The following is an 18,513-nucleotide window of genomic DNA, read 5'->3' as shown; positions in this document are numbered from 1 at the left end:
GTCTCCGCCGGGAGGGGGACATGAGATGGTGCCTGGCGCTGGCGTTGCTGGCGGCGGCCCCCGCCGCGCGCGCGGGGGATGGGGACCGGTACGAGTTCGGGGTGTCGAGCGACGGGATGCTTCCGCCCGCGAGGAGGAACGCCTACGGCCCGGGCCTGGACTCCGATGCGACCGGGCGCCCCTTCTTCTGGGCGCCGAAACATTCCCCCGCGGGCGCTCCCAGTCTGCCGGATCCGACGCTGCGCGTGAAGCCGGACGCCTACGGCCCCGGGGTCGGATCCGACCAGTACGGGAGGCCCGTGGAGCGCCGCAGCTGGTTCTAGCGCGGGGCGCGCAAGACGGAGGGGGGGAGAGAGATGATGAATGCCGCAACCGTTTCGATCGCCGCAGCCCTGCTGTTCGCCTGGGCCGCATCGGCCGCCGCCCAGGACCGCCCCGCTCCCGCCGGCTCCGTCGTGAAATTCAAGAACGGATCGATCATGCCCTGCCGGATCGTCCGGGAGGACGAGCGCGCGGTCCTGGTCGAGTCGTACGGGGTCGAGTTCGAGATCGTCCGGGACGAGATCGAGTACCACGGCGACGCGGCCGGCTGTCCCGGCCTGTCGCGGGAGGAGCTCGCCGGGTTCGGGCCGGCCGTGAACATTGCCGCCCCGCGGCGCACCGCCCCCCCGGAAGCCGCCGCCGACACTCCCACCCCGTCCCATCCGCGGCCGGCCGCCTCTCCCGCGGCGCCCTCCGGCGCCGTCACGCTCAGGGCGCTCGAGGCGGATCCCGCGCGTTTCCGCGGGCAGCGGATCGTCTTCCACCGGGTCAAGCTCGGAGAGATACGGCCGGTGATGGGGGTCTATGCGATCGAGCTGCTCCCGCCCGGGACGCTCAAAGGGGAACGGCACGTCGGCGGGAGTTCCGCGGATCTCGCCGCGCGCAGGGTGACGTTTATCCTCCCGGAGGCCCGGGCGAAAGAGTTGCGGGAGCATTCGAACAAGTACGATCCTGTCCGTGTGGAGTTCACCGTCGAGCAGCGGTTGATCGGCGGCGTCCCGTACTGGGTGGCCCCCGTCGGGCGACTCGACGTATTCCGCGGCGAGGGGGACGAGATCGCGTGGACGGTCTGGTGAGGGGGGCGGGACGCTCGTCGGGGGCCGTGGCGCTTCTCCTCGCCCTGGTCCTCGCGCGCGCCGCCGCCGCCACCGATGCCCCCGCCGTGCCGCCGCTTCCCCTCCGGGAGGCGATACGGCTCGCCGAGGAGTGGGCGCGCGCGGGAGGCGTGGATCTTTCGGCCCAGCACCTGAGCTGGGCGCGGCTCTGCGTGGATGAAGCTCCCGGGCGCCGGGGCCGTTACTGGCACCTGCAGTGGACCTGGACCTCTCCCCGGCTCGGCGGCGAATTCGGCGCGCGCGTGTACATGGACGGCTTGATCACGCCGCAGCCCTGCGGGCCGTGACCGGCGCCGCGAGAGACCGGTTCGCCGCCCGGCCTCGCACGAGTCCCGCGACTGTGTCCCCGCTGCGCCGTTTTCTCCGTATCCGTCTCGAAACGGAGCATGGGGCAGGTGGCCCCGCAACGCGGCCTACTCGGGATTCATGCCGTAACCGCACGCGGTGCAATGCGATGCATTCTCACCTCTCGCCGAATTGCCATTCGGCATGAAGTATGCTCTATTAAGAGATGCGGATGAAAGGGGGGTGCGATGAAAAAGGCGATTGCGCTGATCTTCTGTGCCGCGGTGCTTCTCGCGGCGGGGACCTCTTTTGCGCGTGGCCCGCATCACGGGGGCCACGGATGGCATCGCGGCTGGCACGGGGGGCCGCGGCACGGCGGCTGGGGGTACCACCACAGAGGATGGGGATGGGGCGGATGGAGGCCCGGGTGGGGCTACTGGCGCGGCGGCGGATGGCCGTACGTGGCGGGGGCGGCGATCAACGCAGGCGTCGCGGCGTACGCCATCAACCGCGGCTACGAGGCGTACTATCCCGGCTGCTATGCCCCGGCGTACTATGCGCCGCCTGCATACTACGCGCCGCCCGCGTACTACCCGGCGCCCTGCTACGCGCCGCCGGTTTCGTACGCGCCGGTCGGCTCGCAGATCGTGACCGACACCGTCACCGTGGTGGAGTAGGGCGGTCCGTTCCGTCGGTCCCTTGACGGCGGATCCGATGCCGGCCGCTCGAACGTCCGCGGAAAGGGCGTTGCGGGAGGGAGGGGGGGATGCCCGCGAAGAAGCGCCGCGGAAAAGAGACGCCGGTCCGAAGGCGTGCGGAAAAGGCCGGGGTATCGATTCCCGCCTCTCCGCCCGTCGGGCCCGCACGGCCGCGCAGCTCGCCGTGCGCGACGCCCGGCGAGGCGGATTTCATCGCGATGCTCGCCGCGATGGGCTACTTCGACTGACCGGTTGTTCGCCCCGGCGCTATCTGCTGCGCCCGCCCCGGTGCCTGTCCGCCGGGATCCCCCGAGGGCCGTACCTCAGGTTTCCGTACGAGTCGTACCAGGGGGTGCTGTCGCTGTAGTGGAAGTACGGCTCCCTCCCGGGGCTGTACGTTTTGGTGTCGGTCGCCGACGGCCCGTGCCGCAGTCTTCCTTGCGAGTCGTACCAGTTAGACTTTTCGCTGGAATGATAGTACGGTTCCTTCCCCGGCGGGTACTGTTGCATCGGCGCGTCTTGGTAGCCGCGCCGGAGCCGGCCGTACGAGTCGTACCAGGGGGCTGTATCCGAGGAACTCCAGTAGGGCTCGGACGAGCCCCGCGGCTGCTGCGCGGCGCGCCCTCCCGCCGTGTCGGCCGCGCATGCGCCGGACGCGGCGCAAAGCGCCGCGATGCCGCACAGCAGGCTTGTCATTGCCCCCCTCGCTCCTTCCCGCACACGCATCCGGTCGCTGCAAAGCGTCCCCGCGCGCGGATTCATGCTAGCACGAAATTCTTGAAGATTTTCCGTAATAAATTTCCGATTTTCGCGACTAATAGGATGAACACGGATGCATCCGCGGTCCGGTCGGCAGGCCCGGTCCCCGCGCGGGGCCGGAGGATATGGGGGGGCGCGCAACAAACGAGGATATCGCGCGGCGCGGGCCCGACTGCGGTCCGGCTGGGGCGCCACGATCCACGCGGTGGGGGGGATTGGATCTTTCCGCGGAGAACGTGCACCGCCCTTGCCGCGGCCGCGCGCGTTGTGGCGCTTCGAAGAAGGCGGTTCGGTTCGCGGCGCTGCGCGAACGGATCCGGACCGGGTGCCACCCGGCGCGCGCAGGGGGATGAACGCGCGAGGAGAGGGCGGAAGGGGACCGGGCGGGGATAGGAGCGGCACCGGCCCGCCGCGGCGTCTAGGCGGGCGCGGCGAGGGCCTTGGCGATGCTGATGAGGGGGAACTCCCGTTCGCCCTCCTCGCCGGCGACGCGCGCGAAGAGGCTGCCGTTCTCCACCCTGACCGGATCCACGGTCTTCTTCGTGAAGTGGCAGGCGTTTCGGTCGTAGAGGAAGATGTGGACCGGCCATGCGCGGCGGATGGCGCAGGCGAGCGCCGCCTCGAGGCGCGCGTGTGCGTCGCCCTTGCTCCAGGTGAAATCGCCCCGCACGGGCGAGAGGTCGAGGAGAACGGGCCGCGGTTTCTCCTCGCGGAGGCGCACGATGACGGCGTCGAGAAGCTCGGCCGTGGCGTACACGTCCTCGAGCGCACGGTGCGTCCCCTGGTGGGGGAGGTCGAGGCGGCGCGCCATGCACATCAGGCAGTGGCACTTCATCTCCGGCCACATCCGGCGGCTCAGCTCGATGGTGTCGATCGCCCGGTTGCCGGGCACCGGGCGCCCGAGCGCGCGGAGCGCGGTGTGGAGGAATGTCAGGTCGAACTTTACGTTGTGGGCCGCGATGACCGAGCCGCCGATGAAGGCGAGGACCTCGTCGATGCGCTCCTCGAGCGGGCGCGCCCGCGCGATCTGTTCCGGTGGGATCTTGTGCACGGCGAGGGCCTCGGGGGAGAGCGGGCGCGTGGGACGGACGAGGGCCTCGAAGGTCTCGGAGATTTTGCCGCGGGCCCCGTAGCGGGCCATCCCGATCTCGATGATCTGATGCCCCTCTTCCGGGTTGATGCCGGTGGTCTCGGAGTCGAGCACCGTGAACTCGATCCGGTCGATCGGGGTGTCGAGCGGGTACCCCTCCGCGGGCGGATGCCCGGGGGGGCGTCGCGGCCGCCTCTGGGCGGGTGTCATGCGTATAGTGTAGCGGCAGGCGGGCGGGGGACAAAGGGGAAATAGGCGCGCGGGGGCGGCGAGGCCCCGGTCACAGCCCTCGAGAGGAATCGGGCCGCGTGGGCAGCCCTCCCGCACGGGCGAGGTCGAGGGCGCGCACCAGTTTGTCCCTGTCGGCCGGGAGGCGCCCCTCGAGGAAGAGGTGGTTGGAGGCGTGGTCGGAGCGGAAGACGGTCCGGCGGAGGTCGAGTCCGGCGAGGATGTCGCGCGCCTCGCGGAGGAGCCCGGCGGAGTCGAGTTCAACAAAGCGGCCCCGCCGCGCCTCTTCCCAGAGCGGCGTCCCGGGGATCAGCATGAGGGAGAGGAACGACAGATGACGCGGCTGCATCCGGTTGAGGGCGCGTACCGTCTCGCGGACGTGTTCCGCCGAGCGCTCCTTCCCGCCAAGGCCGAGGAGGACGATGACCGATGACCGTATCCCCGCGGCGTCCGCCCTGCGCACGCCCTCGACCATCTCCTCGACGGTCGCGCGCTTGCGGCGGCGCTCGAGGATGTCCCGGCTCCCGCTCTCCAGGCCCAGGTAGACGAGCGAGAGCTCCCGGTCGCGGAGCGCGGAAAGCTCCTCGCCGCTCCTTTGGGCGAGCTGGTCTCCGCAGGCGTAGCTCGACACGCGGGTGAGCAGCGGAAACGCTTCGAGGAGCCGGTCGAGGACCGGGACGAGGCGCGCGTTGGAGAGGGCGAGCGCGTCGCCGTCCATCAAGAAGACGCGCCGCGTGCCGGGGCGGGCGCGCCGCTCCTCCGCGATGTCGGCGTCCACCTCCCCCGCCGGTTTGGATCGGAACGGTTTTCCCGCGTAGGCGCCGCAGAAGGTGCAGCCGTGCGCCGAGCAGCCGGTCGTGACCTGGAGCAGGAAGCTTCCGGCCTCCGCGGGGGGCCGTATCGCGGGTTCGATGACGGGCACGATCTCGTCTCCGGTGCGGCGGCGGGGTGCGGGAGGGCGTCAGCGGCGGATCTGCGGCCTCAGCCACTTCTGGGAGAGCTTGTCCCAGGTGCCGTCCTCGAGCAGTTCGAGGACCGCGCGGTTGATCGACTCGCGGTGCGGACTGCCGCTGGGAAGGACGAGCGCGTACGCCTCGCTGTGGAAGACCGGGCCCGCCAGCATCACCTTCCCCTTCCCCTCGCGGGCGGCATAGTACGCGAGGAACGGGTAGTCGTAGACGACCGCCTCCACCTGGCCGCTCTTGAGTGCCGCGCAGGCCTCTTCGGGGCTGTCGAACTCATCCGGGTGGATCATCTCGGCGGCGAGGTACTGCGCCGCGGTGCTCCCCTTCACCGTCGCCACGCGCCAGTGGACGAGGTCCGCCACCCGGACGCCTTCCAGGTTGATGCCGCGCAGCGTCAGGCGCGTCGTGATGCTCGCCGTGAGGTAGGAGAAGAGGATGCAGCCGACGAGCATCCAGAGAATCCCGAAGAGCCGCCCGATCGGCCGGCGCGGGGTCTTGTCGCCGTAGCCGACCGTCGTGAAGGTCTGCGCCGACCACCAGAGCGCGTCGTAGATGCCGGCGAGGTAGCCGCGCGAGAAGTCGGGGTTGTGGTGCCGCTCGCAGAACCAGACGATATGCGCGAAGACGGCGACGACCGAGAAGAACGCCAGGAGGATGAGCGCGATATGGCCCGCCTCCGTGAGGAGAAGGAGGAAGTATCCCGCGACGCCGCTGTGGCGCGTGACCGCGCCGCGCTCAACCAGTATCTGGAGGCCGGACATGAAGTAGGGGCAGCTGAAATCGACGACCTTGGCGCGCTCGGAGGTCATGCTGACGCCGGCGATGCCGAGGTCCGCGTCGCCGTCGCGCACCGCCTCGATGAGCGCGGGGGTGGTGCCGGTGTCGACGAGCGTGTAGGCGCGGCCGAGCTTATGCGCGATGGCGTCCCACAGGTCTATGCTGAACCCGGTGAGGCGCCCGTGCTCCAGGAGCACGAACGGCGCGATCGGCTTCGTCGCGACGCGGAGCGGCCTCCTGGCCCCGAAGGCGCACACCGCGTTGGGGAGAAGCGTCGTGGAGAAGAGGGCGGCGGCCAGGAGGGTGCGCGCCGCCGCGGGAAGGTGCGTCCTGTTCATACGCCGCCTGTTCCTCGATTCCCGGGAAGAGTATACACCATCGGGCGGCGCGCCGGGCGCCCTTTCGCTTCCCGTTTCCCGCGGCGGCCGCAAATCCCCGGACCGTACGGGATCCTCCCCGGGCGGACCCGATTGTGGCACAATAGCGGCGGTTCGAGGCGAAAAAAAAGGGGCGGCGATGCGTGGAAGAGGGATCGCGGTCGGGATGTTCCTCGTTGTCGCGGCGGCCTGTCCCCGCGCCGGGGCGGGGGCGCCCCTCGCCGCAACGTGGGGGCCGGACCACCGTTCGCTCTGTTTCGACTTTCTGGGGCGACGAACCTGCTACCCGGACGAGGTGCTCCGCGCCGCGTTCCCGCGGCCCGGCGCGGAGCCGGAGTTCAGTTTCACGCAGGAGTGGCCGCTCGTCTCGATGATCGCCCGCTGGTCGGTCTCGACGAACGGGTGGCCGGAGAAATACCGCCCGGACGCCCTCGATCTGGTGGTGATGTACGCCTGCGACGCCGGGCTGTACGAGTATGTGTTCCCGCAGTCGATCAGGGCGTCGAGTTTCACCTATCCCCCCGACTTTCTCAGGGAGGCGGCGGATTCCCGCTACGACCTCGCCGAGGCGCTCCGCGGCAAGGAGGTCGCCTACGAGGTGACGGCGCGCGGCGGCTTCGGGGCGTCGGACTACACGATCAAGACGAGCCTGCGCATCGGCGTGAGCGCCGACGGGAAGACGGCCTTCTACCACGACCACCCCTCGTACATCAGCGACTACCTCACGAGCAGGGATTTCTTCTTCGCGGGCCGCGACGCGGGCGACCGCCTCGTCTTCGAGGTGCGGATGCTCTGCGAATGCGCGCCGGCGCATTTCTTCAAGGGGGAGACGATGCGGCGCATCGCGGAGAACGGGCGGTACTTCGTCCGGCGCCTGCACGAGGATCTCAAGGACCCTCCCACCGCAGGGGATATCGAGACCTACTTCAGGTTCGTGAAGGCGGGGAAGCAGTCGTACGGGTCTTACCTGAAGGACCGGGGGCTGCCGCTCAAGAACGGCCCGATCTGAGCGCGAGGCATGCGCGCCCCGGCGCGCCGGGCGCGGGAGGGGAAATGACCGCGGGGCTGACGCCGGAGCAGTTCGGCGCGCTCCTCGAGGCATACTGCGCCTGGGCCGAGCGCGAGGAGCGACGCATCCAACGCCGGGGGCGCGCGCTCGACCCCCCGGAGGCGGAGGACGCGCGGCGCATCGGGGTGAAGCGCCCCGAACGGGTGCGGCTGCTCGAGGTGCCGGCGATGCCCTCCCCGGAGCATCCGCTGTTCGTCCCCGCCTTCGGCAGGAGCCGTCTTATCCCGCCGGAGACCGAGGCGTTGACGCTGGGCTACGGCGTCTACCTCCACCGCGCGCACCGCGGGGAGCGCGCCCTCATCGCGCACGAACTGAAGCACGTCGCGCAGACCGAGGCGCTCGGGGGGGTGCGGCCCTTCTACCGGAGCTACCTCGCGGAGTGCCTCAGGCACGGGTACCCCAACGGCCCGATGGAACGGGAGGCGATACGGGTGGAGGAGTCGTTCGGGAACACCGCGGGAGATTGACGCGGCGCCGGTGTTCCGCCTCCCCCCGCAGGGCCCCGGGTTGTTTTCAGTTCGTGACATCCGCGGCGCGGCGGCGTATCCTCTCCCCCTCCATCCAACCCGGAGGCGCATCCCGATGGGCGCCCAGATCGGATCCACCGCGCGCGTCGCCGCGGCCCTGGCGAGGGGGGTTCTCCGCCTCCTGGTCCTCGCCGCGCCGCTTGCCTTCGCCGACCCCGCCTCGGGCGCCCAAGGGCTCCGCGTCTACCTGATCGACGTGGGGCAGGGGGACTCGACGCTTCTGATCTTCCCGAACGGGCAGACGATGCTCATCGACGCCGGGGAAGCGGAGGCCGCGGGGGCGGTCATCGGCCTCCTCGACCGCCTCGGCATCCGCGCGCTGGATTTCGCCGTCGCGTCCCACGGCCACCCGGACCATATCGGCGGCTTCGGGGCGCTCGCCGAGGCGGGGTACCTGGGTCCCTCGACGACCGGGTACGCCTGGTCGGGGCGACAATGGGGCGGGATACGCTGGCGCCGCGTCAGGGCCGGCGATCTCCTCTGCGACTGCGGCGGCGCGACGGTGACCTGCTACGCGGCGGGGGCCCGCGTCGCGGGCGGGGCGTACGTGCGACCGAAGGGAAACAACAACGCGCGGAGCATCGTGTTGAACGTCAGCTACCACGGCTTCGACTACCTGTCGGGCGGCGATCTCACCGGGACCGGGCACCACCCCGACGTCGAGACCCCGCTCGGGGACGCCCTCGCCGGCCTGGGCATCCGCATCGACGTCTACAAGGTCCACCACCACGGGAGCCGCTCCAGTTCCAACCTCCATTTCCTCAAGAGGATCATGCCGGAGTTCGCGACGATCTCCGTGGGGGCGGACAACCCCTACGGGCATCCCACGCGGGCGGTGCTGAACCGGCTCAACCATCCGGAGGTCGGGGTGCGGAGGATATTCCTGACGGAGCGCGGCTGCGGGGCGACGGCCCACAACGTCACCGTGGCGCGGGGGCAGATCCTGGTCGCCACCGACGGCCTCCGCTACACCATCTCCAGCGAGGGCCCCGGGAGCGCGGAATTCTCGTTCGGCCCGTATCCGGTGGACGAGTTCGCGGGGTCCTGGCCGATGTTCTCCTGCGTGGGCGATCTTCTCGTTCCGTGAAAAAAAGGGGGGAGGGCGTCGACGCCCTCCCCCCGTGCCGCGCTGCCCCGCGGCGGCTTACAGGTACAGCCACACCTCCACCTTGCCGAGGTACACGGGCCCGCGCCCGTTTTCCTGGTCGAGGTCGAGGCAGGCCGCCGGACCGCCGCCCTTGGTGTTGTTCCGCCTGCCGCTCCAGCGCTCCTGGCCCGTCAGCACGTCACGTATCCCGACGTGATACCCCCTTCCGTCGTAGTAGGAGATGAGGTCGTACGGGTGTTTGAGACGGTAGCTGAGACCGGAAAGCGTCACGGGGCGGTCGATGGATCCCTGGCAGTTGGCGATCACGCTGTTGCTGCCGCCGAGACCGTACTTGAAGATCAGGCCCCCGCCGCGGTTGCGCACGTTGACGGAGAGGGCGTTCTGATTGCTCCCCATCACGTAGATCCGCGTGACGATCTTCATCGGCCGGTGGGGGATCCCCCCCGACCGGATGGCCCATCCGTCCTGCCCGTTGAAGAGCAGGGCCATCGGCGCGAGCGGGTGATTGAGCCGCACCCACGAGGGGGCGTTCTTCTCCTTCAGGTACGACTGCCCGACGCTCCAGCCGTTCGCCCCGTTGCTCCAGTTCGTCGAATAGACCTTCACCCAGCTCGCCGCCGTCGCCTCGCCGAGGCCCGCGACGGCGAGCGCCGCCGCGACGGCGGTCGCCGCCGTAACCACGCGCAATCGCTGCATCCACCACCTCCTTCGTGTTGCGCTCCCGCCGGATACAGGGACACCGGTCACGCCCGGATGACGCCGACAGCCGACGGGAACAGAACGCGCGGCGCAGACCACGCCGCATGCGGACACCGAGGTGTCCGGAAGGGGGATAACAAAGTACCACGCGTGCGTACGTGATGCAAATCTATTTTTCAGCGGTGTAATAGCAAAGCTAAAATGTCCTATTTCTAGCAAAGTTAAAATGTCCGGTTTTGAGATTCACTCCGTGGAGAGTGCATCTTCCCTTGGCCCCCTAGGGGGCCGAACCGAGAGCTTGTCAATTCGCTCTTTTTCCCGCTCATAGTTGCCCGGCAGGATTGCCGCTCGATACGCCGTTCCGGCGCGGTGAAGCCGCAAGCCGTCCGCCGGGCAGCGCAGATCCGCGCCACGGATGATCGGAAGGGAGGGCCACCCGGGCCTCGCCGCGGGGGCGGCGGTCGACCCGCCCGCATCCGGCGCGGACGGAAAGATCGCGCGCGCGGCGCGCCCCGCGGCCGGCAATTCAATCGTCGACTTTGCGGCGCAATCCCGCTATGGTAGGTCGATTCCGAAACGGCGAAAGGGGGCCGCGTGGGCGATACGATCAGGCTCGGGATAAGCGCCTGCCTGCTGGGGCGCAACGTGCGCTACGACGGCGGGCACCAGCTCGACCGCTACCTCTCCGGCACGCTGGGGCGGTTCGTGGAGTGGGTGCCCGTCTGCCCCGAGGTGGAATGCGGCCTCCAGGTGCCGCGCGAGGCGATGCGCCTGGTCGGCGACCCCGCGTCGCCCCGTCTCGTGACGCGCGAGACCGGCGTCGACCACACCGATCGGATGGTGCGATGGGCCGGCGCGCGGCTGAGGGCGCTCGCGCAGGAACGCCTCTGCGGCTTCGTCTTCAAGATCAACTCCCCCAGCTCCGGGATGCGCGCCGTGAAGGTCTACAGGGACGCGGGCGTCCGGAAGGACGGCGTCGGCATCTGGGCGAGGGAGTTCATGCGGCACTTCCCCCTCCTGCCCGTCGAGGACGACGGGCGCCTCCAGGACCCGGGCCTTCGGGAGAACTTCATCGAACGGGTCTTCGTGCTGCACCGCTGGCACGGCTACCTCGACGCCGGCGGCGCGCTGAAGGGGCTCGTGGAGTTCCACACGCGGCACAAGCTTATCCTGATGGCGCACGGGCCGAAGGCGCTCACGGAGCTGGGCGCGCTCGTGGCGCGGGGGAAGGGGATGGGCCGCAAGGCGCTCCAGGAAGAGTATCTACGCGGCCTGCTGGAGGCGTTGAAACGGCCGGCGACGGTACGGCAGAACACGAACGTGCTCTACCATATCGCGGGCTACTTCAAGAAGGCGCTCTCCGCGGACGAGAAGAAGGAGCTGGGCGAGGTGGTGACGCAGTACCACGACGGGCTGGTGCCGCTCGTCGTCCCCGTGACCCTCCTCCAACACTACGTGCGCAAGTTCCGGGAGCCGTACCTCGCCCGGCAGCACTATCTGCACCCGCACCCGCGCGAGCTGATGCTGCGCAATCACGTGTAGCGGGGGCGGACCACGTTATCCTGCTGCAGCGGAGACGGACAGGCAATATCCGCCCCTGGAAAAGGGCCTTGCAGGCATTTTGGGGGCCTGAAAAGAGCAGCGAAGCGCGGACGGCTCGTTCGCCAAGCGCAAGGAGCGGCACGTTCGCGGGACGCGGCGAACCGGGGATGACGATGTATCCGCTGCGGATCGAGCAGACCCGCAACCGGCCGCCTATCGCCGCCGCAGAAGCTCCAGGTACTTTCCGTAACCGGCCTTTTCCATCTCCTCCTTCGGGATGAACTTGAGCGCGGCGGAGTTGATGCAGTAGCGGAGCCCTGTGGGAGCGGGGCCGTCGTCGAAGACGTGCCCGAGGTGGGAATCGGCGCCCCTGCTCCGCACCTCCGTCCGCCGCATCCCGAGGGCGCGGTCCTCCCGCCGCACGACGGTGTCCTCCCCGATCGGCTTCGTGAAGCTAGGCCAGCCGGTGCCTGAGTCGAACTTGTCGCGGGAGCTGAACAGCGGCTCCCCGGAGACCACGTCCACGTAGATCCCCTCGCGGCGGTTGTCCCAGTAGTCGTTTTTGAACGGGGGCTCCGTCCCGCACTGCTGCGTGACCTCGTACTGAAGCGGGGTCAATCTTTCCTTGCGGGCTGCGCCGGGAACCGGTGCCGCCGTCGGCGTCGGCGAGGCGGCGGTTTCAATGTCGTCGCCCCAGTGCTTTTTGATGAACCGGTCCCGCCCGGAGCCGAGCCGGTAGGCCGCGTAGCGGACGGGGCACTTCTGGCGGTACTCCTGGTGATACTCCTCGGCCCGGTAGAACCGTCCCGCCGGAAGGATCTCCGTGGCGATCGGGGCGGAGAATTTTTCCGACTTCCCCAGCGCGCGTTTCGACGCCTCCGCCTCCTTCTTCTGCTCGTCGTCGTGGTAGAAGATGGCGCTCCGGTACTGCGGACCCCGGTCGGCGAACTGTCCCCCCGCGTCCGTCGGATCGATCTGCCTCCAGAAAAGGCGGAGCAGGTCGGCGTAGCGGACCTTGGAAGGATCGTAGACGACCTGTACCGCCTCAAGGTGCCCCTTCGACGCGTAATCCCCGTAGGTCGGGTTCGTACCGGTCCCGCCCGTATACCCGGAGACCGCCTCCGCGACCCCTTCCAGTTCCCTGAACGGGTGCTCCATACACCAGAAACATCCGCCGGCGAATGTCGCCTTTTTCATCGCGGGAATCCCTCCATGCGCCGCTCCCGAAGCGCAACACAGGACGCTCGCGGCGAGGGCGCAGATTGGCGCAACCATGTCTCCCCCATGCCGTCGGTACATACAGGCGGCGCTGCATTCCATAGAGAGCATACCACCATTTGCAGCGGGGTGACTGCGCCGCTCCATCGATTTCGACGGAAGGGGAACCTGCACATCGGGATCCGGTCCGGCGGCAGGGGGCGCGTTCCAGCACGGAGGCGGTTCGGGACACGGAGGGAGAGGAGGGGGTGGATGCTCGCCGTCGCCCCCCCCATCGCCCGAGAGGCGCGATATACCGCAACGAGTTGGCGCAGGCGTGCTATGATCATCCGTTGGTGGGGCGGGGCGCACGCACGCGCCGGTCGTGGAGCTCGAGCATGCTCGGAGAGCCGATGTGCCCGAGAACACGGATTGCAGCGGACTGGAAGACAAGCCCGTGGCCCTACTTCGCACTGGCGCTCGGGTGGTCATGGCTGTTCTGGATCCCGGTTGCAGCGTCGGGGCTGGACACCTCGGCGGGGCCGGGGGTCGTTCTGTGTATCGTTGGAATCTTTGGGCCGGCGGTCTCGGCGATCCTCCTCACCTGCCTGGCATCCGACAAGGAGGCACAGCGGGAGTACTGGAACCGGCTGATCAATATCAGGCGAATACGGCCGGGATGGTACGTGACCATCATGCTGGTGGCGCCCGTCTACAGCGCCCTGGCCGTTCTGATGGCGTGGATCATCAAGGGGGAAATCCCTCCGCTCGATACGGCGGTCGGATATGTGACGCACCCCTTGACGATCATGCCGTTCGCGATCACAAGGATGCTCTATGGACCGCTGCCCGAGGAGATGGGGTGGCGCGGATACGCCCTGGACCGGCTGCAGAGAAGGTGGAGTGCGCTGGCCTCCAGCCTCGTACTGGGGGTCATTTGGGCGATCTGGCACATGCCGATGTTCTTCATGCGCGGCTCGTTGATGTCAGACGTATTCCCGCTGTGGTCAACGGGGTTCTGGGTCGCCATGGGACCGGGCCTCCTGGCGGGCTCCGTGGTCATGACATGGGTCTACAACAACACGCGCCGCAGCACGCTCGCTGCGGTCCTGCTGCACTTCATGATGAACTTCACCGGCGAGTTTCTGCGACTGCCCGGAGAGATCAAGAATTACCAGTTCGTGTGGCTGGCGCTGATCGCTGTTGCGGTGACGATGATCTATGGGCCTGCTTCGCTCACGGGAAGATCTCGCAGGCCTCCGGTCGGCATGGGGCCAGAATCCGCCCAAGACATGCCTGGAGCACAAAGCGACAACATGGCATGAGAGCATGTCCCTATACCGGTCAAAGGATGTGACGCCGGTAGCATCAACCTGTCGACGCATGGAATCTCATCCCTGACCAACCAATATGCAGGCATCATCGTATGAAGGGTAGGCGCCCATCTTCTAACCGAACCGTCATACGCAAATCGCCGGCGCAAGTGCAGCCACGGTAGAGAACCTGCGACGTGGACAAGCCGCTCGACGGCGCATCACGATTGCACGCCGCAGCCGGTGGGTGTGTGGGTGGGACGTGACTCGGAGGATCTGGCGATCCAGGCTGGCGGTCGAGGGCGCGGTACTGGATCGCCTCGGAGACGTGGTCGGGGGCGATGGCCTCCGCGCCCTCAAGGTCCGCGATGGAGCGGGAGACCTTGAGCGCCCGGTCGTAGGCCCGCGCCGAGAGAGCCCCAGCTCCGTGATCGCCTTCCTCGGGAGCTCCTGTCCCTCCGCATCCGGAACGCAGTGCCGCCGTATCTGCCGGTGCCCCATCTCGGCGTTGCAGTGGATCCCGTCATCCCGGAAACACGCCGGCTGCCGCCGCCGCGCATTGCTGTTCCCCCCACCGCCCGGGGCATAGTATCATCATGCCGGGCATCCGGAGGGGTGGCTGAGCGGTCGAAAGCGCCGGTCTTGAAAGCCTAAAGAGGCCCTTCTATAACTACCTGGCATACAACATATTATATTGCGCGCCAATCAGATGCGCGACATTAGTTGAGTAGCAACTTGGGCGCATTTGGCTATGTTGTGGCCATGATCTAGTCACAATTTGGTCACAAGGCGTTTGCCGAAGCACGGCGAACCAAGGAAAGGAATCAACGGGCAACCACGCGAGGGGCGGCTTTGTTCACGAACCCGCAGAGAATATCTCGCGCAGGGCGGACATGAATTCATCGAGCTGCAGTCCGGGATGCCAATAGCGGCTTTCTCTCATGCGGATCATGCCCATGAGGTCGAGAGCGGAAAAGTACCTCGATACCAGCAGCCCCGCTTCCACCACACATGGTTCACCCGCATAGCGATCACGCAGTCCGAGCGCCTGTTCCCACTCTGTTTCCGTCGTGGTCGCCAGGATGGTGTAGATGTCCAGGGCATGGTAGCGCCCGAACTCCTTGTCTGCATCGTCGATCCGGTCCCTGAATGCAAACAGCTTCATCATCAGGAAGGCGAGGGGATGGGGGAGAAAGATCCGGTCACGCCAGGGCCTGCCGGAACTCAATATTCCCGCGATCTCAACCGACAGCAGCGCGTCCTCCAGCATCGGCACCTCGTCCAGGGGATGGGCATGAATGCCCACCGATGGAGAGGGTCGGGCGCGGCGGGAGTCTGTTTTCACTTTTGTGCCCAGGAAACGACTTTGCGGCCCCGTGAGGATGTCGATCTTGATGCTGCCGGCCTCGATGCCTTCTGGCCCGGGTTTCAGAAACTGGTATTTCTCTGCTCCGGGGATGACCTCATATCCCAACCGCGCGATGGCACCAGCCAGAGGCTTGAGTCTTGAGGATTGGATGATAAGTTCCGCGCGTAGGAACAGATCGAGATCATTGGTGGAACGCGGCGTGGGCCATTCCCGAAGAAGCGTCCGCGCGCCCGACAGGCGCACGTGCTCGGACTTGAGATGGATGCCGAAACCGCCTCCGATGATGAGCCGGATATCCGTGTCCCGTATCTCGTGGACCAGATCGAGCAATGCGGTCTGAAGATCGGGCATCGTGATCATGGCCTGGCCTGTTGAAGCTCCGCCGCTATAAACGATTTGACCTGTCCGGCTGTTTCCTGGTCTCGCTTGTCGCCGGCCATCAGCTCCACGTATGCCTGAACTGGAGAGGCCCAGCGGAAATCACCCTCCGGACGTGCGTCGAAATACACCATCTCATCTTCCGTTTCAATGAGTTCGATGTTCGGAAAGCGATCGGTCTTGTTTCCAAGCGATCGTTCGAGCAGCATCTCCACGCATGGGCAATAGACGGACAACAGGTCGCCGCGCTGCATAGTGGCATATCGCCCGACCGAAGATACGCCCGTCGCAACAAGGGGAAGGCGCAACTCTTGCGACTGTCTCGCAAGTAAAGCCCTGATCATCTCAGTCCCCTCGGGCACATTGAGCTTCACCCTATCCGTGATCTTGGGAGCGGTGTAATTGACGCTGATACTTCGCAGGAGCTCGTCTGCCTGAAGCAGACGGATGATGCCGTCACGTTCGACGATCAGATCCTCCTTCAATGTCTTGAGCACCTTCGATACCGTCGACAGACTCATCGGGGATGTGTTCCACGAATTCACCAGAAGGTTCCGACGGTTGATCTCGGAGCGTATGTCCTGCACGGTTTCATAGACCGGACGCGAGAGGAAGACCCTTCCGACCATCGAGCTGTTTTTTCGGTAGATGTTCTTGATCGGAGCCGAGGAGGGGAAGCGATTCTTCTCTCCGCTTCTGAATACGGCGAACATCCCAGGCGCGACAACGACGCCGTTGCCGCACAGATCGATGCCGCTGATCCCCTCCTGTTCCAGCGTCTGCAATTGCCTTTCATTGAGATAGGGGAGGATAAGCATGGGGAGGCGACCCGTTGGCATGGGTTTCGTTTTCAGCAGATTGAGTCCATCCTGAAACACCTTGGGGGTCGAGACACTCCTGCATTCAACAGCGAATCGTGCCGTGGAACTCCGCCACGACGCCTTGATCATCAGGTCTATGCGGCGATTGGCCCCCATGGAAGGCTGTGCTTCCAGAACATCGAACGACAAGGGTGGCAGAACGATCTTCCTTGTCCGGAGCATCTTGATCATCTCTTGGATTGTGGGCATATTCCCAGATCTCCGTAATTTCTTAAATGAGAAAATAGCCAATATCGGGAAAACATGCAAGGTCTATTTGTTGGCTAAGCCGGAGGATGTCTCGCTATATCGCAACGATCTATTAGGTAGGAAGATAGCCGGAATCACACATGCTGTCAGGGGATATACCGAAACAATATCAGAACTGCCTTATCCGTGGGCCACAAGCGATGCGAATCCTCTCCTCTAATTCATTGACAATTATATTGCCCTGTATTGTTGTCTCTATGCTAGAATCCCGACGATATGTCTTCAAAGCCTATCACTCGATGCAACGTCTGTCTGCACAGGTGGGAGCGAACGTGAGGGGGATCGCAGCCAGGTGCATGGATGACACTACAGCGGCATAGCAAGGCGATCAGCTTTACTGACCGACGCGTAGGATGTTACGCATGCTAAGGGATTCCAACAATACAAGGCATCAGGAAGAGGATTTAATCCTCTTTCATGAGCTTATCGACCGTTCGAGCGATTTCCTTTCGATCATTGATCTGCATACGGGCCAGTACCTCTATGTAAATGAGGCTGCCTGTATGGCAATAGGCTATACACGTGACGAGTTCCGTGCATTGTCCGTAGCCGATATCGACCCCTCCATTACACGTCCGTGGGACGAAGAGAAGGAGAGAGAAAGAAGGGTAAGGAAGAGCGTCTTCATTCGGGAGGGATTGATCAGGCGGAAAGACGGCACAGACTTCCCCGTCGAGGTAAGCTCCTCCATTGTAAGCCTGCCGGGGGGGGACTATATGGTAGCGATGGCGCGCGACATATCGGAGCGCAAACACGCCGAGAAGTTGCTTCGCGATTCGTGCAACGAACTCGATCGGAGAGTGAAGGAAAGAACCGCGGAATTAGTGAACGGAATTATATACTTGACTAACCCACTTCACCTTTTGCGCATAGGTGAGGCGGACTCTTGATTTTCGCTTTTCTTTCGCCTATACTTGATTAACCCTATATTGGAGAATGTAGCATTATGAAAAACAATGAAACTTTTTTGAAAATGGCTCTTGACATTATTAGAGCGACGTGCGTAAACTTTCAAAGGAGGAGTGTAGCAAAAGGGACAAGTACCTCAACGATTTGCCGCAACTCGTTGGAGGGCAAGAAAATGAGAACAGAAATTGCTCCCAAGAGATTCAAGCAGGATAACGACAAGCTGAAAGAGCTTATCATCTACATTGCCGAGAAATCGGTAGATGATATGTATTTTGAGGCTACCAAGCTGAACAAGATCCTTTTCTTCTGTGACATGCTTTACTACGGTATGTACGGTAAGCCTATAACTGGTGCGGACTACTTCGCCATAGACGAGGGACCCGCGCCGAGACAGATGGTCCCGATAATGATGGAGATGGAGAAAAGGGACAAAACTGTAAGGGTAATAACACGTCAGTTTTTTAACCATGAACAGAACAGGGTTATACCATTAAGGGATTCAGACCCAAGTAAGTTTAGTGGACAAGAGATTGCTTTCATAGACAGTATCATAGATCGACTTAAGGATAAGAGTGCTGGAGATTTGGTCAAGATTAGTCATAAGTACCCTGCATACAAGCTTACTCCTCGTAGGGATTCAATACCGTATGAGTTAATCTTCATATCGCAGGATCCGCCTTCTCCGGAGGATCATGCAAGGGGACTAGAACTGGCCAAGAAATATGGATGGAAAATCTAATCCTCCCAAAATTCTGAGAGAAAACCCGGAGTATGTTAAAAGTCGGGAGAAATGCTGTAGTGACTGCAAATTATTTGACGATGTAACTAGAAGTGCATCAATGACAATTGCGCGTTCGCCAAATGACGAATGTAAACAAATCGGCGGCCATAATCTATTCGTGATGAATACTGATAAGTTAGGTGCTTCACATAGAT

General features: G+C 65.0%; 20 protein-coding genes and 1 pseudogene. 12 read left to right on the top strand and 9 right to left on the bottom strand.

The window, feature by feature from the left end; translation table 11 throughout:
- Nucleotides 1-20: 20 nt before the first annotated feature.
- The 5 genes from GXY35_02100 to GXY35_02080 all read left to right on the top strand — a co-directional run bounded on the left by GXY35_02100 (nucleotide 21) and on the right by GXY35_02080 (nucleotide 2,388).
- A complete protein-coding gene (locus tag GXY35_02100; protein NLW93387.1) occupies nucleotides 21-323 on the top strand; it encodes a hypothetical protein in 303 nt (100 codons plus the stop codon).
- 33 nt (nucleotides 324-356) lie between these two features.
- Nucleotides 357-1,118 carry a hypothetical protein gene (locus GXY35_02095; GenBank protein NLW93386.1) on the top strand — a complete coding sequence of 254 codons (762 nt, stop codon included), beginning with the start codon at nucleotides 357-359 and terminating at the stop codon, nucleotides 1,116-1,118.
- The gene (locus GXY35_02090) at nucleotides 1,103-1,444 is read left to right on the top strand and encodes a hypothetical protein (protein NLW93385.1); all 342 of its coding nucleotides are present in this window, start codon (nucleotides 1,103-1,105) and stop codon (nucleotides 1,442-1,444) included. Before GXY35_02095 ends, GXY35_02090 begins: the two co-directional genes overlap by 16 nt.
- A gap of 246 nt (nucleotides 1,445-1,690) precedes the next feature.
- Nucleotides 1,691-2,119: a hypothetical protein gene (locus tag GXY35_02085; protein ID NLW93384.1), complete on the top strand. Its 429-nt coding sequence runs from the start codon at nucleotides 1,691-1,693 to the stop codon at nucleotides 2,117-2,119.
- A gap of 89 nt (nucleotides 2,120-2,208) precedes the next feature.
- Entirely contained in the window at nucleotides 2,209-2,388 is a 180-nt protein-coding gene (locus tag GXY35_02080) for a hypothetical protein (GenBank protein ID NLW93383.1), read from the top strand.
- A gap of 19 nt (nucleotides 2,389-2,407) precedes the next feature.
- Here the strand turns inward: GXY35_02080 and GXY35_02075 are convergent, their stop codons facing one another.
- The 4 genes from GXY35_02075 to GXY35_02060 form a co-directional block, all read right to left on the bottom strand.
- Complete coding sequence (locus tag GXY35_02075) at nucleotides 2,408-2,836, bottom strand: hypothetical protein (GenBank protein ID NLW93382.1); 429 nt, start codon at nucleotides 2,834-2,836, stop codon at nucleotides 2,408-2,410.
- Nucleotides 2,837-3,317: 481 nt separating this feature from the next.
- Complete coding sequence (locus tag GXY35_02070) at nucleotides 3,318-4,199, bottom strand: 3'-5' exonuclease (protein NLW93381.1); 882 nt, start codon at nucleotides 4,197-4,199, stop codon at nucleotides 3,318-3,320.
- A gap of 70 nt (nucleotides 4,200-4,269) precedes the next feature.
- Nucleotides 4,270-5,139 carry a radical SAM protein gene (locus tag GXY35_02065; protein ID NLW93380.1) on the bottom strand — a complete coding sequence of 290 codons (870 nt, stop codon included), beginning with the start codon at nucleotides 5,137-5,139 and terminating at the stop codon, nucleotides 4,270-4,272.
- Nucleotides 5,140-5,178: 39 nt separating this feature from the next.
- Nucleotides 5,179-6,297, bottom strand: coding sequence for a transporter substrate-binding domain-containing protein (locus GXY35_02060; protein ID NLW93379.1), 1,119 nt, complete (start codon nucleotides 6,295-6,297; stop codon nucleotides 5,179-5,181).
- A 178-nt stretch (nucleotides 6,298-6,475) separates the two neighbouring features.
- Here GXY35_02060 and GXY35_02055 point away from each other — a divergent pair, with 178 nt between their 5' ends.
- The 3 genes from GXY35_02055 to GXY35_02045 all read left to right on the top strand — a co-directional run bounded on the left by GXY35_02055 (nucleotide 6,476) and on the right by GXY35_02045 (nucleotide 9,019).
- Nucleotides 6,476-7,345, top strand: coding sequence for a hypothetical protein (locus tag GXY35_02055; protein NLW93378.1), 870 nt, complete (start codon nucleotides 6,476-6,478; stop codon nucleotides 7,343-7,345).
- A gap of 44 nt (nucleotides 7,346-7,389) precedes the next feature.
- A complete protein-coding gene (locus GXY35_02050) occupies nucleotides 7,390-7,872 on the top strand; it encodes a DUF4157 domain-containing protein (GenBank protein NLW93377.1) in 483 nt (160 codons plus the stop codon).
- Between the two features lie 115 nt (nucleotides 7,873-7,987).
- Nucleotides 7,988-9,019, top strand: coding sequence for an MBL fold metallo-hydrolase (locus GXY35_02045; GenBank protein ID NLW93376.1), 1,032 nt, complete (start codon nucleotides 7,988-7,990; stop codon nucleotides 9,017-9,019).
- 57 nt (nucleotides 9,020-9,076) lie between these two features.
- On the opposite strand, the gene GXY35_02040 is transcribed toward GXY35_02045, so the two are convergent.
- Nucleotides 9,077-9,736, bottom strand: a complete 660-nt coding sequence (locus GXY35_02040) for a hypothetical protein (protein ID NLW93375.1) — start codon at nucleotides 9,734-9,736, stop codon at nucleotides 9,077-9,079.
- 597 nt (nucleotides 9,737-10,333) lie between these two features.
- On the opposite strand from GXY35_02040, the gene GXY35_02035 reads away from it, so the two are divergent.
- Nucleotides 10,334-11,281: a DUF523 and DUF1722 domain-containing protein gene (locus tag GXY35_02035; GenBank protein NLW93374.1), complete on the top strand. Its 948-nt coding sequence runs from the start codon at nucleotides 10,334-10,336 to the stop codon at nucleotides 11,279-11,281.
- A gap of 213 nt (nucleotides 11,282-11,494) precedes the next feature.
- Here GXY35_02035 and msrB read toward each other — a convergent pair whose 3' ends face one another.
- The gene (gene msrB, locus GXY35_02030; GenBank protein ID NLW93373.1) at nucleotides 11,495-12,580 is read right to left on the bottom strand and encodes a peptide-methionine (R)-S-oxide reductase MsrB; all 1,086 of its coding nucleotides are present in this window, start codon (nucleotides 12,578-12,580) and stop codon (nucleotides 11,495-11,497) included.
- Nucleotides 12,581-12,876: 296 nt separating this feature from the next.
- Here msrB and GXY35_02025 point away from each other — a divergent pair, with 296 nt between their 5' ends.
- Nucleotides 12,877-13,803 carry a CPBP family intramembrane metalloprotease gene (locus GXY35_02025; GenBank protein ID NLW93372.1) on the top strand — a complete coding sequence of 309 codons (927 nt, stop codon included), beginning with the start codon at nucleotides 12,877-12,879 and terminating at the stop codon, nucleotides 13,801-13,803.
- Between the two features lie 94 nt (nucleotides 13,804-13,897).
- On the opposite strand, the pseudogene GXY35_02020 reads toward GXY35_02025, so the two are convergent.
- From GXY35_02020 to GXY35_02010, 3 genes and pseudogenes are all read right to left on the bottom strand, one after another.
- Nucleotides 13,898-14,292: pseudogene (locus GXY35_02020) on the bottom strand (hypothetical protein).
- 355 nt (nucleotides 14,293-14,647) lie between these two features.
- Nucleotides 14,648-15,520, bottom strand: a complete 873-nt coding sequence (locus GXY35_02015; protein NLW93371.1) for a hypothetical protein — start codon at nucleotides 15,518-15,520, stop codon at nucleotides 14,648-14,650.
- A complete protein-coding gene (locus GXY35_02010) occupies nucleotides 15,517-16,590 on the bottom strand; it encodes a hypothetical protein (protein ID NLW93370.1) in 1,074 nt (357 codons plus the stop codon). Before GXY35_02010 ends, GXY35_02015 begins: the two co-directional genes overlap by 4 nt.
- A 440-nt stretch (nucleotides 16,591-17,030) precedes the next feature.
- Between GXY35_02010 and GXY35_02005 the strand changes: the two genes are divergently transcribed.
- On the top strand, nucleotides 17,031-17,558 hold the full coding sequence (locus GXY35_02005; protein ID NLW93369.1) for a PAS domain S-box protein: 528 nt from the start codon (nucleotides 17,031-17,033) through the stop codon (nucleotides 17,556-17,558).
- Between the two features lie 56 nt (nucleotides 17,559-17,614).
- Nucleotides 17,615-18,316 carry a SocA family protein gene (locus GXY35_02000; GenBank protein ID NLW93368.1) on the top strand — a complete coding sequence of 234 codons (702 nt, stop codon included), beginning with the start codon at nucleotides 17,615-17,617 and terminating at the stop codon, nucleotides 18,314-18,316.
- The last annotated feature ends 197 nt before the right edge of the window (nucleotides 18,317-18,513 follow it).

This window comes from Chlamydiota bacterium (genome assembly GCA_012729785.1).
Lineage (GTDB): Bacteria > Auribacterota > Tritonobacteria > UBA1439 > UBA1439 > UBA1439.
Note: the sequence above shows the minus strand (reverse complement) of the source record. Positions and strands in the feature narration are given on the sequence as shown.

Bases quoted from the DNA above. Each gene is read 5' to 3' on its own strand.
- GXY35_02100 (NLW93387.1), top strand. From the start codon at position 21: ATGAGATGGTGCCTGGCGCTGGCGTTGCTGGCGGCGGCCCCCGCCGCG.
- GXY35_02095 (NLW93386.1), top strand. From the start codon at position 357: ATGATGAATGCCGCAACCGTTTCGATCGCCGCAGCCCTGCTGTTCGCC.
- GXY35_02085 (NLW93384.1), top strand. From the start codon at position 1,691: ATGAAAAAGGCGATTGCGCTGATCTTCTGTGCCGCGGTGCTTCTCGCG.
- GXY35_02080 (NLW93383.1), top strand. From the start codon at position 2,209: ATGCCCGCGAAGAAGCGCCGCGGAAAAGAGACGCCGGTCCGAAGGCGT.
- GXY35_02075 (NLW93382.1), bottom strand. From the start codon at position 2,836: ATGACAAGCCTGCTGTGCGGCATCGCGGCGCTTTGCGCCGCGTCCGGC.
- GXY35_02070 (NLW93381.1), bottom strand. From the start codon at position 4,199: ATGACACCCGCCCAGAGGCGGCCGCGACGCCCCCCCGGGCATCCGCCC.
- GXY35_02060 (NLW93379.1), bottom strand. From the start codon at position 6,297: ATGAACAGGACGCACCTTCCCGCGGCGGCGCGCACCCTCCTGGCCGCC.
- GXY35_02055 (NLW93378.1), top strand. From the start codon at position 6,476: ATGCGTGGAAGAGGGATCGCGGTCGGGATGTTCCTCGTTGTCGCGGCG.
- GXY35_02050 (NLW93377.1), top strand. From the start codon at position 7,390: ATGACCGCGGGGCTGACGCCGGAGCAGTTCGGCGCGCTCCTCGAGGCA.
- GXY35_02045 (NLW93376.1), top strand. From the start codon at position 7,988: ATGGGCGCCCAGATCGGATCCACCGCGCGCGTCGCCGCGGCCCTGGCG.
- GXY35_02040 (NLW93375.1), bottom strand. From the start codon at position 9,736: ATGCAGCGATTGCGCGTGGTTACGGCGGCGACCGCCGTCGCGGCGGCG.
- msrB (NLW93373.1), bottom strand. From the start codon at position 12,580: ATGTACCGACGGCATGGGGGAGACATGGTTGCGCCAATCTGCGCCCTC.
- GXY35_02025 (NLW93372.1), top strand. From the start codon at position 12,877: ATGCTCGGAGAGCCGATGTGCCCGAGAACACGGATTGCAGCGGACTGG.
- GXY35_02015 (NLW93371.1), bottom strand. From the start codon at position 15,520: ATGATCACGATGCCCGATCTTCAGACCGCATTGCTCGATCTGGTCCAC.
- GXY35_02010 (NLW93370.1), bottom strand. From the start codon at position 16,590: ATGATCAAGATGCTCCGGACAAGGAAGATCGTTCTGCCACCCTTGTCG.
- GXY35_02005 (NLW93369.1), top strand. From the start codon at position 17,031: ATGCTAAGGGATTCCAACAATACAAGGCATCAGGAAGAGGATTTAATC.
- GXY35_02000 (NLW93368.1), top strand. From the start codon at position 17,615: ATGAAAAACAATGAAACTTTTTTGAAAATGGCTCTTGACATTATTAGA.